Below are 16754 nucleotides of genomic sequence, written 5' to 3' on the forward strand. Positions count from 1 at the left end.
TCACCTTCCCATTGGCCCCATCATCGGGGGGCCACCAGGCCTCTGTTCTTCAGAACCCTCATTTTGAACTTCCTCAGGTAATTGATTAAATTGAAAGGTATTTATCATTATCCTATCTCCAGCTTCAAGTCCTGAATCAATAGAAATCTTCAAACCACTACTAATACCAGTTTTGACTAAAACATCTTCTAGTTGACCGCCTTCATATTTTGAAACATATGTCTTGCCCTCTTTATTATAAACAGCTGTAATCGGGATAATCAGTTTATCTTTAACTGATTTTATTATTATATCGACATCAGCCGAATAACCGGGTTTCAAATCAAAATCACCCTCTTCAAGTAAAACAGTAATCGGTACTGTTACCAAACCACTATCTTCCTCTGCCTCCTGTTCAATAGCTATTACTTCTCCAGATAAGTATTGACCTGGCAGGGCATCTAAAACTACTCTTGCCTTCAACCCGACTTTAATCTGGGATATATCTGATTCTGGGATATCTACTTCAACTTCATAACGGCTATTATCAATAATATTTACAGCAGCTGTACCACCACTTACATTATCACCCTCTTCAACCTGAATATCTGTTACTAATCCAGTTATAGGGGCTTTCAATTCTGTTGCCGCCAGATCCTCCTGGGCCATCTCTAAATTTATTTGTGCTTCTTCTATTTCATTTTTTGACCCGTTGATTACTGCCTTTTTATACTCGTTCTCCGCCTGTAAATATTCTAATTTTTCCTTGGTTTTATCTAAGACAATTAATAGATCACCCTTTTTTACTAAATTACCTTCTTCAACCATAATTGCATCGACTGTATCACGTGTCTCAGAATTACGTGAACGGAATGAAACCTCCCTCTCATTTACAGGACTAATATAACCACTAACAGAAATACTATCCTCTAAATCACCCCGGCTTACTGTATATAAGCTATTAGAATTTATTTCTCTGTTAGCATTATAAGAAGGATTTGCTGTCATATATTTATTGATAAAAAAAACAATAATTATTAAAACCAGAATTAACGAGATGATAATTTTCCAATGTTTCCTAAACAAATTCTGCTCCCTCCCAACTAAAACATTTTCTGGGGCTATGTTGAAATTGCCTTTTTAACTTTATTCCTAATACTATTAACAATATCATCTACTATATCATATAAGACAGGGATTACTATTAAAGTTAGCATGGTGGAAAATAAAAGTCCAGCAATTACCACAATCGCCATCGGCTGCTGTTGTTCTGCCCCTTCTCCTATACCTAAGGCCATAGGAACCATTGCCAGAACAGTTGTTAAAGTTGTCATCATAATTGGTCTTATCCGAATTTGACCTGCTGCTAGAATAGCCTCTTTTCTATCCTCAGTCTGACGACGGGCATTGATATAATCTATCATTACAATGGCATTATTAACAACTATACCAACCAGCATAATAACACCAATAAAACCCTGAACACTGAGAGAGATGCCGGTTAAAGTCAATCCTAGTACAGCACCAACCAGTGAAAGGGGAACCGTGAACATTACTACAAAAGGATGAATAAGTGATTCAAACTGGGCGGCCATTACCATATATACCAGAATAATTGCCAGTATCATCGCACTAGCCAATTGACCAAAGGAACTTTTCATATCATCAGCATCTCCACTATAAGTTATTGTATAGCCAGAAGGAATGGATAAACTATTTATCTTCCTCTCTATCTCTGCCTGGACATCTCCCAACGCCCGGTTGTAAATACCAGCGGAAACAGTTGCCACCCGTTCCTGGTTTTCTCGTTCAATTGTATTATAACCAATACCCTTTTTAATCCCTGCTACCTGTTCCAGCGGCACCGTAATACCTGTAGTAGAGGTAATCTTTAGTTCTTTTAGTTTATCAATAGTATTAACCTGTTTCTTTTCTAATTTAAGAACAATATCATATTCTTCCCCACCTTCGGTATAAGTACTAACAGTGGTTCCATCTACTGCATCATCAACAGCAGACGCAATACCAGATTCGGTAAAACCTAATTCTTTAGCAATTTTTCTTTTAGGAATAATTTTAATCTCCGCCCTACTATCTTCCAGACTTACAGCAATATTTCTGGTTCCTGGAGTAGCTTTAACCTGCTCCATAATGATAGCAGATAAATTTGAAAGAGTCTGCAAATCTGCTCCATGAATATTGATTTTAATATCACCGCCCCCTTTACCCCGGCTGCCCATCATTGAATTCTGAGCAGCTACATAAATTTTAACGCCAGCCAGATCCTTCAATCTATTTCTGACCTCTTCAGCGACCTGATCTACACTACGCTTTCTTTGGTTCAAATCTAGCAGTTCCAAATCTATCTCGACATTATTCTCTTCAGCAGAACTGTTAACGACATCAATTTCAGGTATATTCTTAAGTTTTGCCTCTGCCTTTTTTAAAACACTAACACTCTTTTCCACTCTTGTATTTTCTGGTAAATCAAGATAAACATTGATACTGCCCTGGTCAGATGAAGGCATATACTCCATCTTCAAAGGTATCAGACCGATCTTTACCCCGAGCCCGAAAAAAACTAAACCGATAAAAATAACTGCCACTACTAAATAGCGATGCTTAAGGGTCAGGCTAAGAATACTATGATAAACGCCTTTAACAGCACCAAATTTACTATCTCCGTTCTCTCTTACCCGGTGTTTTTCTTTTACATGCAGCAACTTTGATGAAAGCATCGGAACAAATGTTAAAGCAACAAAAAGAGAAGCTAACAAGGAAAAAGCTACTGTCAAAGATAAGGGAGTAAACAACTGAGCCAGCATATCCTGAATGAAAACCACTGGTAAAAAAACCGCAACCGTGGTCAAAGTAGAAGCAATAATAGCAGTTGCCACTTCACTAGCCCCTTCTTTAGCGGCTTCAATCTTACCTGCTCCCTGTAAACGGTGGCGATAGATATTTTCCAGTACAACAATAGAGTTATCAAGTAACATTCCTACCCCAAGGGCCAGACCACCTAAAGACATCATATTCAGAGTTAACTTTCCAAAATACATCAGAGCAAAAGTAGCAATTACCGACGTCGGAATGGCTGTTGCAATGACTATCGTACTCTGTATATTCCTTAAAAATAAAAAGAGGATTATAACTGCCAGAATCCCACCCAGAATGAAATTCTGACCAACATTAGAAACTGAGTTCTCAATATTCTCAGCATTGTTCCTGACGACAAAGACGTCAACATTAGGCAGTTCCTTCTTTAAACTATCAAGTTCAGCCAGAACATCTCTGGCAACATCAACAGTATTACTATCTCCTTCCTTACGAATGGCAAGACCTAAGCTCTGCTTACCATTTAAAAAATTATAATCATTCTGTTCAGCGAAAGTATCTTCTACATCTGCGAATTCAGACAAAGGAATCTTTTCTCCAGTAGAACTTAGAATAGTTATTTTTTTAATTTCAGCCACACTCTTAAATTTCCCCTCAGCCCTTAAAGAAATCTCTTTGTCTCCTTCATCAATACTTCCGACACTTAAATTAGAATTTGCCAGTTTGATACCGGAAGCAATATCATTAAGAGTTAAACCATAGCCTAACATCTGTTCTTGATTAACATTGATATTAATTTCCCGTTCCAGTCCGCCGGAAATATCAACAGAAGCAACCCCCACTATCTTCTCCAATGATGGTTTGAATTTATTCTTCGCAATATCCTTTAGCTCAACTAAATTTTCCCCTGAAATCGATAGTCTTATAATTGGTTGAGAGTTAAGATCATAAGTCATTATCTGAGGATCGTCCGCATCATCTGGTAAACTATCTGACATTCTAGAGATCAAATCACGCAGATCATTTTTGGCCTCTGTTACATCTGTGCCATATTCCATCTCTAAACGTAGCAAGGAATACCCTTCATAACTAGTAGAACTCAAGGTATCTAAACCACTCAAAGTTGCAATATTTTCTTCAATCGGACGGGTAATAGACTCTTCTACTTCTTCCGGGCTAGCCCCACTGTAAATAGTATAGATCACTAAAAAAGGCACATCTATATCAGGTAACTGTTGTAAAGACAATCTAACCAGCCCCATAGTCCCGATTAAAATTACCGCCAAAATAATCATAGTAATGGTAACAGGTCTATCTACTGAAAAATTGGATATTTTCATTGTTTATCCCCCTGACCTACTAAATTAATCCTGGAGCCATCTTTTAAATATTCTGCACCTGTAATAATAAGCTGGTCCCCTTCTTGAAGTCCAGTTAAAATTACTATCTGGTCCTCAGAAGCAATACCTGTTGCTACTCTTAGTTTTTTAGCTTTATTATTATTTACTATGTAAACATAATTTTCCCCATTCTCCTCCAAAATAGCACTCTGTGGTACTACTAAATGATCAGCAACCTGATTAGTTTTAAGTTTTATCTCTGCATACATCCCCGCTTTAATAATCTGTTCAGGATTAGCAACTACAATCTCTACCGGAAAACTCTTCTTTATCTCATCAGCCACTGGTGAGATGCTCTGTATCTTAGCTATAAAGCTATCATCTATAGCAGAAAAATACACAACAACTGAATCACCAGCCTTTAATTTATTGACAATTCTCTGGCTAACATAGGCCTTTATCTTTATTTTATTAAGCTGGGAGATAGTTAGTATTGAAGAAGAAGTATTTGTCATTTCACCAATTTCAATATTCAAATTGGAGATAACACCTGAAATAGGGGCCTTTATGCTAGTTCTTGATAAATCTAATTTAGCAGAGCTCAGGCCAGCTTCTGCTTGAGTTACTTGCGCCCGCAGACTTTTAATCTCCTCAACAGTTGAACCATCTTCAGCCATTTTTAAAGCCTGTAGCTTTGACTCATAACTACTTCTGCTTGAAGTAAGTTTATTGGCATATTCTTCAAAAGTCTGTTTAGAGATATACTTTTGATCATATAACTCTTTATAACGGTCATAATTATTTTGGGCCACTTCTAGATCAGATTTAGCTGATTCTACATCGGCCTTACATTGTAAAATTTTCTCTTTTCTACTTCCATTTAAAGCATCCTGTAGATCGGCCTCTGTTGCTGCCAGTACTCCCTCTTTCTCTTTTACTGTTATCTCTTGATCATCTCTATTTAATTCAACTAAAATATCACCTTTATCAACAATATCTCCCACCTGTATATTAACTTTATCTACAATTTCTGATAGCTTAGATACCAGTTCAACCTCTCGATAAGGTCTAGCTTCACCAACAATGTTAACATAAGTAGCTAATGTGCCCTGTGCTACTTCTTTGGCCTCAACACTGATTACACTATCATTCTGTTTATCAGCATTATCTTGTAAGGGAGACTCTCCCTTTGACTGCTCAAGGTTGTTACTCCCCTGACTTAACACTTCTTTATTCTCTTGCTCATCAGCACATCTTACCAGCGCAAAAGCAATTACTACAATCAATATTACTACTACAATCAATTTATATAAATTTTTTTTTGACTTCAAGATTAATTCCCCCTGAAAAAGTCTTCATTTTTAAATAAGACAAGTAAGTTAAGTTTACTTATCAACAAATTATCCCCAGCAGAAGAAAGATTTACCTCTTCCTCTTCAGTACTAAGCCTATATTCCTCAAATTCTATCTTATCAATTAAACCATGTTCGAACTGTTCCTCAGCAATCCGTTCTTCTAACAGGGTTTTTTCATAAGTTAATTGATTTTGATCTAACTGATCCTGATCTAATTCAATCTGGTTTTGTTTTTCCTCAAACTCCAGTTCAAGCTCCTTTTTCAATCTCTCATATTCATCAAGAAGATCACCTATATCTGCTTCTTTATCAGCAATCTTTATTTTCCGTTGCCCCCCATCATAGAGAATATGAGACAACTTCACACCAACAGTAAAATCTTCATCAGAGCTGTCATATTCACCAATCAAATTAATCTCAGTATTATGTTCATCCTTTAACCATTCTAATTCCTTATTAAGCACCTGATTATCAAGCTGATTTGCCACCAAATCAAAACTATTTGACTCTGCCTGTTTTAATAGTTCTTTTATATTATTAGAATTAATTACATAATCACTAACCTTATTCCTTAAAGCAAGTAAATAATCCTCATTTATATTTAGGATTAACTCCTGTTCATGACTTAATCCTAAGTCCTGACAAAAGTCTTTTTTACTCTCCTGAAATTCTTTTTTAAATTTTTCAATTGATATGCTGCCTCTTTTACAGTCAATTGACTCTTAAGAAATTCTATCTTCCCAGCTTCACCAATATCACTCTTGGCTTCTACCTCTTTAAACTCCTTTTTAGCTAACTTGAGTTCTTCAGTATATACCACTTCTTTTTCCTTTAAACGAATCAGATTAAGATAAGTCTCCAGCCAGGAAATTAGCTGAACAGTTCTATTTTCTGCTAGTTTCTTTTTTAACTTTTCTAATTTCTTTTCCTGAGTATATAAATCCTGATCAGATTCAATTGGGGTCCAGGGAAATATCTTCTGAGAAACATCAATAGTATATTCAGAACTAAAATCATCTGTATCAACATCTATGGTCGGTCCCAGGGAAAAACCAGATGAGTAATCCTTAGTAAAACCTATTCCCAGATCTCCATCCTCATCACCACTAACATTATCATTATCTGTCAAATTATAATCAGCATCTACAGTAACCTGCCAGTTCTGTCCTGCTTTAATTAGTTCAATATCACGCTCAAGTCCTTCGATCTCCTGTTTAATATCTTTTAGGGTATCACTATTTTCTAAACCAAACTCTACTGCCTGTTCAAAACTAAGCGAAGCAGCCATAGTAATCTCAGGGAAATAAAAAGAGAAAACCACTCCAATTATAAGTAAAATAACAACTTTATTCTCCTGCTGCATTCTCATCCATAAACACCCCGGTTTCTAAACAAAGCGCCTCTAATAAATCATGTTCTGTGAGATAATAATTAGCAATTGCCTCTTTATAGTTATATTCTGTCTCTAAAATACTAGCCTCATACTGCAAAACGTCTGTTCTGGTACTAATCCCAGCATCATATTGTTTTTTAATCAAGCCATATTCTTCTTTATCCTTAGCTAACCTCTCCTTCTTCAATTCTATATCTTTTACTGCCTGTTTAAATTCAAAGTAACTTTCCTGAGTAGAGGTAATAATATTATCTTTAATGTCCTCTGTTCCCAGATGAGAAATTTTTGCAGCTAACCCCTTAATTTTTATATCTAATGCTGAAGAAGATATCCCAGCGCGCTTTTCATCTATTTCCGCTAACTCCTCTTCTTTTTTACTTAATTGTAATTCCAAACTGTTTTCCAGAGCAGTTTCAATAGCTGTCTCTTCATTTATATCCCAAACCTCAGGTTTCTCTAGAGCCTCAATTTTAAACTCACTTCCTTCTAACCCCAGGGTCATTTTAAATTGTCTTAGACTCTGAGTATATTTGTCCTTGATTTTTTCCAATTCAAAGCAGGCATCATTATATGTATTACTCTGGTCTAATAAATCAATACTACTTATATCACCTATTTTATGCTGGGCCTGATACTGTTCCAGTAAGCGTTTTTCTGCTGCAACTGTTTTTTCTTTCACCTTAATATTTAATTTGTTTAACCAGACATCAATATACTGTTGGATAGTCGTTCCTATCACACTATCCCTGGTATCTTTATATTCTTTTTCGGCTTCTTCTAGATCATACTCTGCTTCTAATTCATTATACCTGGATTGCTCTGTTAAATTATTGGCTACAGCTTTCTTATATTCTAATCTAGCCTTTTCATAATTATACTCTGCAGTTTTAAGTTCCAGATTCTCAATTAAAACTATCTCAACAGCCTTCTGTAAATTCATCCTTTCAATTTTATTCCCATGAGCCATCACAGAAATAGTAGCTGTAATAATTAATGCTATTAGACAGATAAATATATTTTTCATAATTTGTTTTTCACGCCCCTTTATTTTCAAAAGCCTCTATCTTAGAAATATCCTGATTTTATACTTCAATACAAATACTTTTTAGTAATAACACCCCCCTGTTATAATTAGTCTAAAATACTATTATCGAGTAATTATCAAGTAATTATGGATAATTGTCAAATCTGTATATAAATTTAATTTAATATGTGTTTTTGCTGATTATTTTACTAAAATTATATACCACTTTTATACTAATATTATAACAGCTTCTATTATGAAAACAATTAAAATAGGATTAAAAATACATTAAGTTTACAAACTTTTTAAGTTTTTGAAGTTCAAACATGTTCAGAATATTTTCTCTGATCCTACCAATTTTATACCCTTTTTTTATTGATTGTTTCTCAATATTTGTTTTATAGCCATCTAATTAGTATTATAACTATTTAATAGTAAGGTGTTAATATTACTTTAAGTAGTTTTATGCCCATATTACGTTATTGCCCCGTTGACAATTAATTATTAATCTAATATACTTGAATATAGGTTTTAAGAGGAGGAGTATTTTTGAAGAAGATACAGATTAAATATAATCCTGTCTTAGAGTTTTTTTGTTCTATCGGTAGAATTATATATAATAAAGAAATGAAATTGAATAAATGGTTCAATACATTTGACTTTAATGAAGATATCCAGAATTATATAAAAAATGTAAATAGTAATATGTCATCTTTGATGAAAAATGATATGGATATTCTCACTAAAAAATTTATAGGGGGACTTGTGGTACCGATATATTTCTGCCTATCAGAAAATATTACTGTATTAAATGATTTCTTTATCCAGTTTGCTAAACTGACTGGGGCCGATTTTTTTAGGATGTACACTAAAATTTTTGATATTACTAGCCTTCTTGATGATGAGCCTGCTATTATTATGAAGGTTCTAAAAGAAAAACTAAATGTGGATTTTCCATCAGAAGACGATAAATTGTTTCCAGAGTTTAAGAAACATCCTGAAGAGATCAAGAATAGACTTGAAGTTTTTTTTAAGTTTTATTATGAGAAATTTTATCGGAAGATTGAAGATAAACCAATAGAATTTATGAGAAATAAATTGGGAGACTATAAAAGGCAATATGAAACTGATGGCATTGAATTTTTATCAAACCTTTTAGCCTTAGATATGGAAAATCTGGTAGAGTCTCATAATCAAATTTTTCTATATCCTTCATATTTTTACGAAATAGGTATGACACAGCATTTGACAAATGATTCTATGTGCATATTATTTGGACATTTATTAGAACAAAGGGTTAATGTAAATTTTAAGCAAAGAAGAGCTAAGGAAATATTAAAGATACTGGGAGATGAAAAAAGATATGAAATACTAAAACTTTTAGGTAAAAGAAAATATTTCGGAGTAGAACTGGCAGAAGCCGTTAACCTAACAAAAGCAACCATATCCTATCATACGAATAAAATGATGGCCCTTGGACTTTTGAATCTTCATTTGGGTGAAAATAATAGGGTATATTTCAGTCTCAATAAAAAAACTTTAAAAGAAATGTTAGAATATGTTTATCAAGATATGTCAAGTGAATGATAAATATATTTCTTATTAAATGACAAACAACTTTTTAAAATTAATTTTTTTTAAAATCATGAAGCTGTCTCAAAATGAGGCAGCTTCTTTTAAGTGATCTGCCTCACAAATGCAGGAAGCAGATTGGTACTGTTTTGATCTTATCGATATACGAGTTAGATCGTGACATGAGTGATATCTCATCTTTAATTTTAATAATAATCATATACATCAGTATAATAAAGAAATAGCAGACAAGATAGACTAAATGAAATTAACCAACTGAGATTATACAAGAGGGAAGGTGTTTTCCTGGATAGAGCGAAAAAGCAGAAATTATACTTTCGTACTGGATAAAATATTTGCAGAGAAAAAATAAATTTTAATATTTCTTAAGTAATTAACATAAATTTAAAAAAAATAAACCATTTACCATAATAACTATTTATTAAGAAATATTTTTTATTATACCTCAGTTTTTTCTATTTCAAAAGAATATTAAATTAATAAGATGAATTATCATCATTTACTCTCTACAAGCCTGTAGCCATAACCATAAAGTGTCTCAAGATTTAAGGATAAGAGCTTTTTTCTTAATCTCCTGACCAGGTCATCTACCACCCGTTCAGTACCAACATAATTAGTATCCCATACATGTGATAAGATTTGTTTGCGGGAAAGGGCCTGCTGTTTATGTCTGGTAAAAAATAAAAGGAGATCAAATTCTTTAGATGTAAGGGGAATTTCCTCCTTTTGCTGATTTAATACCTTCCTTTTTTTAATATCGATTATGTAGGGAAGAGAAATCACATCTTCATCAATAGTTTTTTCACCCTTGTATACCCTTTCAAGCAACTTATTACTTCTAATGATTAGTTCACGGGGTAGAAATGGTTTGGCCAGATAATCATCACTACCCTTTTCCAGCCCCAGGACTCTGTCAAGACTGTCATCACGTGCCGAAATAAAAATTACAGGTGTCCGAGGATACCTGTCTTTAATTTCGTCTATCAATTGATACCCATCAATATCAGGTAGCATAATATCTAAAATCCAAAGGTGCGGGTTGTCAGGGATTGCTTTTTTAGCTTTTGAGCCTGTTAAAAAGGACTCTACTTCCCAACCTTCTTTGGCTAAATATGAATATAATAAGTGATTCAAATTTTCCTCATCTTCAACTAAATATACTTTATAACTCATACCAGCCCCTCCTATTTATTTTTAGTTTTAAATTTTAAAAGTCTTAAATATTAATACTTAGATTAGTATCAATATTCTCTTCTGTATTACTACCATTAATAATCTCTTGCCAGGCCTCCAATAATTGCAGCAACAATTTTTTTACAAATTTAATTTTTTCAGTATCTTTATGGATGTTTGCCTGGATAAGTTGATGATTCATATATTCATAGAGCATAGCTAAATTCTCTGCTATCTCTCCACCTTGCTGCATATTTAAGGAACTCATTAATTCATTGATAACCTTTCGGGCTCGCTGCAAGTAATTATTGGCTCCTTCAAAATCTTTATCATTAATACACTTTATAGCTAATCCCAAAAACTTAATACACCCTTGATAGAGCATAAGTAATAACTTCCCTTGATTAGCAGTTTTTATCTGCACATCTTTATACTGCTGATAAGCACCCTTTTTTCTCATGAAAGTCACCCCTTTTTTAATCTTAATTTCTCCCTACGGTCTACAAAAAAACCACAGGTCTTACCTAATTTTTTTATGTATACATTTCTCACTCTTTTAGCATGATTTATATCAAGAACTTTTTTTTTCAAACTCTGGTATTTATCGGAGACAATCTCCTGATTCTTCTGATCAATTTTATAGAGTTCCAATAACAAACTATCAATCTCTTCTTTCTGGGCCGTAAAGCTAGATATATCCTGAGCACTAGGGTTAAATAGTTTAGTTAATTTTGCTAACTCTTTTTTTCCACTACTAATTGAGTCAATTTTTTTGTCTAACTTTTTTAATTTATCTATCCTTAAAGATTGACTCTTTATCAGTCTATTTAACTTATTAAACCTTTCTTCACGGCAAAACTCTTCATGATATTGAGATAAATGCAGCAATTCAACTAATAACTCTTTTTTCTCTTCAAGGAGATCTATTACTTTTTTAAAGCTATTTTCTTTATTATTCATCTAATATCACCTAACTTAAAATACTTTACATTATTTTATAAGAGGGAGTCAATTTCTAGATAAGAAAAATTGACACCCTTCATAGTTCAACTATAAAAGTCTTAACTTGAAGTAAAGGAACTTATATAAGAAGCAATGGTATCCATCTGCGAGATAGCAATCTCCATGGCAGCAAATTGATTATAATACTTATCTTCTAAATCTGACATATGGTCTTTCTGTTCTTCAATCTCTTCTTTTAATTCCTCAATCTGCTCTGTTAAGCTATTATCATATTCTGTATCATCATTTTCTATACCAGCTAATTCAAGTAGTGTACCATTATAACCATTCTCATTCATACTGGTACTAACATTGGAATCCATAATATCATCTAAACGCTGTGATAAACCATTACTATCATAATCATCCCCACTGGCTGTAAAAAGTTCAGTAACTGCCTCAGGGTCTGATTCTATAGCTTCGGCCAGGGCATCTTCATCTATTACTAATTTACCCTGATCCTCATATTCATCACTGGTGGTAATCCCTATTTCATAAAGACTGATACCAGCCCCTTCAACACTATCATAGAGTGCAGTCCTCATTTTACTGACCATATTGGTCAGTGTACTGTCATCAGCCAGTATACCGGTTTTGGCCTTTTCATTCCATTTCTCTATTTCATCCTCTGACATCTCTTCTTCTTCTTCATCTGTTAATGGTTCATAATCATAATCCCTTTCCTCATCCAGTCTACTATTGATATCTTCTATTAAGGCATTATAATCCTCAACAAAGGCAGTAATCGTCTCCATTACTTGATCAGAACTGGATTCAATAGAAAAATCAATCTCTCCGGTATAATCCTCTTTTAGATTAATGGTTATACCATTGAAAGAGAATTTATTACTGGCCCTGGTGATTGTCTGACTGCCACTGCCGTCATCGTATTCCAGGGTAGCATCTGAACCATAATATGTCTGTGAAGTATCAAATTGGAGTGACTCCAGCAAATTACCTGTTAGATCAGAAAACTCAATCTTCTGGGCTGAACCGGTATCATCTGTTTCAATAGTAAACTGGTCATTTAACTCATCATAAGTTATTTCTACACCAGCATCAGAATCATTCACCGTTTCTATTATTTCCTCAAGTGAAGTAGTAGTAGATGTAAAGGTAAAGGTCTCCCCATTAATGGTAAAACTAATATCATCTTCACTACCATCAACACTTAAAGCAGTAGCAAAATTATCGCTTATATCAGCCAGGTTACTATTTAAGTCAACCCTGTTGGATAGATTAACATCAGAAAAACCAAGGGTATCCAGGGCATCACTATCTGAATCAGGACTCAGGGTCATCTCATTAGTAGTGTCAGTAGTAAAGACAAGCTGACCGCTACTGGCATCACCATCTAAATTTACTGTAATATTACCACTACCTACAGCATCATCGACTTGAGACTGCACTTCAGCCTGTAGGTCAGTAAGGTCAGTATAAGTCCCTGTTGCAAGGTTAATTGTTAAAGTCACATCATTAAAGGTAATATTAAATTGATTATTACTACTATCAATAACTATACCAGCGTTAATTGAATCAGCCCTTACCTCAGCACTGAGAGAAGCACTACTTTCAGTACTGGCCGTAGTAGCCACAGTTATATTACTGATCGTATAATTACCCTGTGCTGCATCAGCATTAGCAGAAACACTGAGATAAGAAGACAAGGACTCATCAATAAATTCTACTGCATTACTATTAAATGTTGAGGCAGATAAGAGATTAGTAGCAGAGGTGTAATTAAAATATGTATCCTGAAAGGCGGTAATATCATTAATAACCTCACGATAGGCCTCCTGCTCCCATTCCAGATAGGTCTTTTCCTGTTCCAGTTTATTTAGGTTTATTTCTTCAGCCTCCATTAAGTCCTCAACCAGTGAGTCAGTATCCAGTCCGGAAACAATCCCGGTAATTCTTGAAATATCAGACACAATATATCCCCCCTTTTCTAAACCTTTTCATCAAGCAGTATTCCAGCAATTTCACAAAATTTAGCCACCATATTGAGTATTTTTTCTGATGGAATCTCTTTGATGACCTCATCTGTCTCATTATCTATAATTTTAACCATGATTTTATTGGTCTCTTCATGGATAGTAAATTCAATACTCTTATTAAAGACCTGTACACCCTCATTGGCTGATTCAATTACAGTCTTTAATCCACTTTTATTACCTTCCTCACACTCTTCATTCCCTGAATTATTTTCTGAATAACTAAGTTTATTACTATCTTTAATTTCAGGATTATCAAGTAAATTAAGATCACTAAGATTAGTGTCCAGCTGTTTAGTCATATTATGTCCAGCTGCTATACTATCCAGATACATAGGCCCCCCCTGCTTTACAATTTTAAAAGAGCCAGGGAGTAACCCCTCCCCGGCTCTCTTGGATTTAATTTACTCTTCATTACTGAAGTAAGGTTAATACATTCTGGGTCTGGGAATTAGCCTGAGCCAGCATAGAAGTAGCGGCCTGAGTTAGGACATTATTCTGACTGTATTCAGTCATCTCTGCTGCCATGTCAGCATCCCGTATCCTTGATTGAGCTGAGGTCAGGTTCTCAGATTGCGTTTCCAGGTTATTAATGGTGTGTTGCAGCCTGTTCTGATAAGCACCTAATTGGGCCCTTTCACTAGAGACACTTTTAACAGCATCATCAATGACGTCAACGGCTGCTTCAGCATTATCCGCGGTAGTAACATCAATTTCATCTACACCTAGGGCAGAAGTAGACATATCATTGATAGCCATTTCAGTTGTCTGTCCCTCATTAGCACCGATCTGGAAAGAAATTGAATTATTGTTTATTGTAATAATATCACTATCAAATAAAGTAATATTATCAGTAGCATCTGTCAGACTGCTATCTACTGTAATAGCAATGCCACCTGTAGTTGTAATAACACTGTCGGCGTCTGTTGATAAACCAGAATCACTACTTATAGTAGTTCCAGCAGAATCTGTTATAGTAACATCTGCTTCAATCTCTACATCAAAATCTGCAGATCCTGCGGTATAAGTACCTGAAGCAATAGTAAAATAGCCATTCGTTGTCGTCACATCGCCAGATCCTATAGTAGAAGTGTCACCTGAATCAATCTCATTACCTTCACTATCATACACAGTAACTGTATTAGCAGAATCATCATAAGCTATAGAATAACTGCCTGCACTTAAACCAGCATTTACTGTCATATTTGTAACCATTCCAGTACTATCTGTACCAGAAGCAGTAGCAGTAGTATCTACATTTGCATATTCAATTGTATAATCTCCTGCGGCTAAAGCATTGTCAGTTACCTCAATACTTTCTGCTTTACTATTATTATTGATTATTTCTCCACCAATTTCAGCCAGATCACTATCTACTGTAATATCAATGCCACCTTTAGTTGAAATAACACTGCTGGTTAAGCTTGCTGATAAACCAGTCTCCTGACTGACAACATTTCCAGCAGAATCTGTTATAGAAACATCTGCTTCAATATTTACATCAAAGCTTAAGGTGCCTACAGAAACAGAAGAACCAGAAGCAATAGTAAAACCACCTAGTGTTGCACCGTCAGTATTAAGAGTAGTATCATCAACTGTAGTGGAAGCCATTTCCTCACCATTACTATCCTTTAAAGTAAGTGTATAATTGCCATTGTTTTCCTTAGTTTCTACAGTATAACTACCTGCACTTACACCAGCACCAGCTATTGTAGAAATAGCCCCACCTAATCCGGTAGTATCTGAACTGACAGCAATAGAAGATTTGACATTATCATAACTAACAGTATAATCACCACTATCCAGCTCTACATCTGTCAACTCAGTACTCTCTGCACCACTGTGATTGGTACTAATCTCTGCAGTTGAGGCCATAGAACCATTTAAGAGCTTTTTAGTATTGAATTCAGTATCAGAGGATATCCGGTCGATTTCCTCTATTAACTCATCAATCTCGGCCTGAATCTCTTCACGGTCTGCATCAGTATTGGTATCATTACTCGCCTGCACAGACAGTTCCCTCATCCTCTGTAAAATCTCTTCTGTTTCATCAAGAGCACCTTCAGCAGTCTGGATCAAAGAAATACCATCCTCGGCATTAGTAGATGCCTGGTCAAGCCCCCTGATCTGGGTTTCCATCTTTTCCGAAATAGCCAGACCTGCTGCATCATCAGCAGCTGAATTAATCCGATAACCTGATGAGAGTTTTTCCAGTGAACTGGAAACCGCATTACTATTCCTGCTCAACTGATTCAAAGTATTCAACGCTGAAATATTAGTATTAATTGTCATACTCATAAAATAATCTCCTCCTTGAATTTTTTCAGGCTTCCCTGCCTGAGGTTTTTTTAGCTACTTTAATTAACGGTAGATATAACCCGGCCGTTGTTACACCTGCCGAATTTAGCAGCTATTACTATCTAGAACAAAATGGCTCCGCCACCCAGACTTAATCACTAATTATTAATTTTTTCTTAGAACCACTTTTCACTCAAAGTTAACTACTCATCATAATAAACCAGCCCAATATATTTACTGGACGACTCTAGAAATTGTCTGGAGGCATGGAACTTGGCCTCGATGGCCTGATACTGACTCGACCATGCGTTATAAAAAGAAGAGTCAGTGAGCCGGAAGACAATTTCTCGACAGTAAACGAAGGCAGGACGCCATAGTGCAACCTTAATTTTCTTGTACGCTCTGCTTAGACCGCGGAGTGCCTGCGGTGCACGACAAGGTAAGTAAATATACTGGTCGGTCTTTAAAGTTATCCACAATTTCAAAATTGCATAGTTTCCTAAACTTGAACAAAATGGCTTCGCCACCCAAACTTAATCAAATATATCAGCTTTCTTAAGTCAACTGTTTATTACACATAGTTAATAATAAACTATTAGCCAGACAAATATATTTGTCGGCCTTTAAAGTTATCCATATACCTACAAATCGCATAATTTCCTATACCTGAACAAATTGCCTCTGCCATCCTAATTTAAAGCAAAAATTATAATCCTGTTCTAAACACTAATAGCTACTAAATTATTCTTTGACCTTATCTAAATCAGT

13 protein-coding genes are annotated in these 16754 nt (G+C 34.9%); 1 reads left to right on the forward strand and 12 read right to left on the reverse strand.

The window, feature by feature from the left end; genetic code table 11:
- From GM661_RS12550 to GM661_RS12575, 6 genes are read right to left on the reverse strand one after another with little or no spacing between them, the layout of a single operon-like run.
- Complete coding sequence (locus GM661_RS12550; RefSeq protein WP_230867136.1) at nt 1-1065, reverse strand: efflux RND transporter periplasmic adaptor subunit; 1065 nt, start codon at nt 1063-1065, stop codon at nt 1-3.
- A 35-nt stretch (nt 1066-1100) separates the two neighbouring features.
- On the reverse strand, nt 1101-4154 hold the full coding sequence (locus GM661_RS12555) for an efflux RND transporter permease subunit (protein ID WP_230867137.1): 3054 nt from the start codon (nt 4152-4154) through the stop codon (nt 1101-1103).
- Nucleotides 4151-5485 carry an efflux RND transporter periplasmic adaptor subunit gene (locus GM661_RS12560; RefSeq protein ID WP_230867138.1) on the reverse strand — a complete coding sequence of 445 codons (1335 nt, stop codon included), beginning with the start codon at nt 5483-5485 and terminating at the stop codon, nt 4151-4153. The genes GM661_RS12555 and GM661_RS12560 overlap by 4 nt, the downstream gene beginning before the upstream one ends.
- A gap of 2 nt (nt 5486-5487) precedes the next feature.
- Nucleotides 5488-6225, reverse strand: a complete 738-nt coding sequence (locus GM661_RS12565) for a TolC family protein (protein ID WP_330165256.1) — start codon at nt 6223-6225, stop codon at nt 5488-5490.
- Complete coding sequence (locus tag GM661_RS12570; RefSeq protein ID WP_230867140.1) at nt 6141-6878, reverse strand: TolC family protein; 738 nt, start codon at nt 6876-6878, stop codon at nt 6141-6143. The genes GM661_RS12565 and GM661_RS12570 overlap by 85 nt, the downstream gene beginning before the upstream one ends.
- Nucleotides 6856-7926: a TolC family protein gene (locus GM661_RS12575; protein WP_230867141.1), complete on the reverse strand. Its 1071-nt coding sequence runs from the start codon at nt 7924-7926 to the stop codon at nt 6856-6858. The genes GM661_RS12570 and GM661_RS12575 overlap by 23 nt, the downstream gene beginning before the upstream one ends.
- 549 nt (nt 7927-8475) lie before the next feature.
- On the opposite strand from GM661_RS12575, the gene GM661_RS12580 reads away from it, so the two are divergent.
- The gene (locus GM661_RS12580) at nt 8476-9513 is read left to right on the forward strand and encodes a winged helix-turn-helix domain-containing protein (protein ID WP_230867142.1); all 1038 of its coding nucleotides are present in this window, start codon (nt 8476-8478) and stop codon (nt 9511-9513) included.
- Nucleotides 9514-10014: 501 nt separating this feature from the next.
- Here GM661_RS12580 and GM661_RS12585 read toward each other — a convergent pair.
- From GM661_RS12585 to GM661_RS19030, 6 genes are all read right to left on the reverse strand, one after another.
- Nucleotides 10015-10692, reverse strand: a complete 678-nt coding sequence (locus GM661_RS12585; protein WP_230867143.1) for a response regulator transcription factor — start codon at nt 10690-10692, stop codon at nt 10015-10017.
- Nucleotides 10693-10735: 43 nt separating this feature from the next.
- Nucleotides 10736-11152 carry a flagellar export chaperone FliS gene (gene fliS, locus GM661_RS12590; RefSeq protein WP_230867144.1) on the reverse strand — a complete coding sequence of 139 codons (417 nt, stop codon included), beginning with the start codon at nt 11150-11152 and terminating at the stop codon, nt 10736-10738.
- A 5-nt stretch (nt 11153-11157) separates the two neighbouring features.
- Complete coding sequence (gene flgN / locus GM661_RS12595) at nt 11158-11652, reverse strand: flagellar export chaperone FlgN (RefSeq protein ID WP_230867145.1); 495 nt, start codon at nt 11650-11652, stop codon at nt 11158-11160.
- Nucleotides 11653-11753: 101 nt separating this feature from the next.
- Nucleotides 11754-13625, reverse strand: coding sequence for a flagellar filament capping protein FliD (fliD, locus tag GM661_RS12600; protein WP_230867146.1), 1872 nt, complete (start codon nt 13623-13625; stop codon nt 11754-11756).
- A 17-nt stretch (nt 13626-13642) separates the two neighbouring features.
- Nucleotides 13643-14023, reverse strand: a complete 381-nt coding sequence (locus tag GM661_RS12605; protein WP_230867147.1) for a flagellar protein FlaG — start codon at nt 14021-14023, stop codon at nt 13643-13645.
- A 79-nt stretch (nt 14024-14102) separates the two neighbouring features.
- A complete protein-coding gene (locus GM661_RS19030) occupies nt 14103-15986 on the reverse strand; it encodes a flagellin N-terminal helical domain-containing protein (RefSeq protein ID WP_330165216.1) in 1884 nt (627 codons plus the stop codon).
- Nucleotides 15987-16754 lie beyond the last annotated feature (768 nt).

This window comes from Iocasia fonsfrigidae, assembly GCF_017751145.1.
Lineage (GTDB): Bacteria > Bacillota > Halanaerobiia > Halanaerobiales > DTU029 > Iocasia > Iocasia fonsfrigidae.

Bases quoted from the DNA above. Each gene is read 5' to 3' on its own strand.
- GM661_RS12575 (WP_230867141.1), bottom strand. From the start codon at position 7,926: ATGAAAAATATATTTATCTGTCTAATAGCATTAATTATTACAGCTACT.
- flgN (WP_230867145.1), bottom strand. From the start codon at position 11,652: ATGAATAATAAAGAAAATAGCTTTAAAAAAGTAATAGATCTCCTTGAA.
- GM661_RS19030 (WP_330165216.1), bottom strand. From the start codon at position 15,986: ATGAGTATGACAATTAATACTAATATTTCAGCGTTGAATACTTTGAAT.
- GM661_RS12605 (WP_230867147.1), bottom strand. From the start codon at position 14,023: ATGTATCTGGATAGTATAGCAGCTGGACATAATATGACTAAACAGCTG.
- GM661_RS12555 (WP_230867137.1), bottom strand. From the start codon at position 4,154: ATGAAAATATCCAATTTTTCAGTAGATAGACCTGTTACCATTACTATG.
- GM661_RS12570 (WP_230867140.1), bottom strand. From the start codon at position 6,878: ATGAGAATGCAGCAGGAGAATAAAGTTGTTATTTTACTTATAATTGGA.
- fliS (WP_230867144.1), bottom strand. From the start codon at position 11,152: ATGAGAAAAAAGGGTGCTTATCAGCAGTATAAAGATGTGCAGATAAAA.
- GM661_RS12585 (WP_230867143.1), bottom strand. From the start codon at position 10,692: ATGAGTTATAAAGTATATTTAGTTGAAGATGAGGAAAATTTGAATCAC.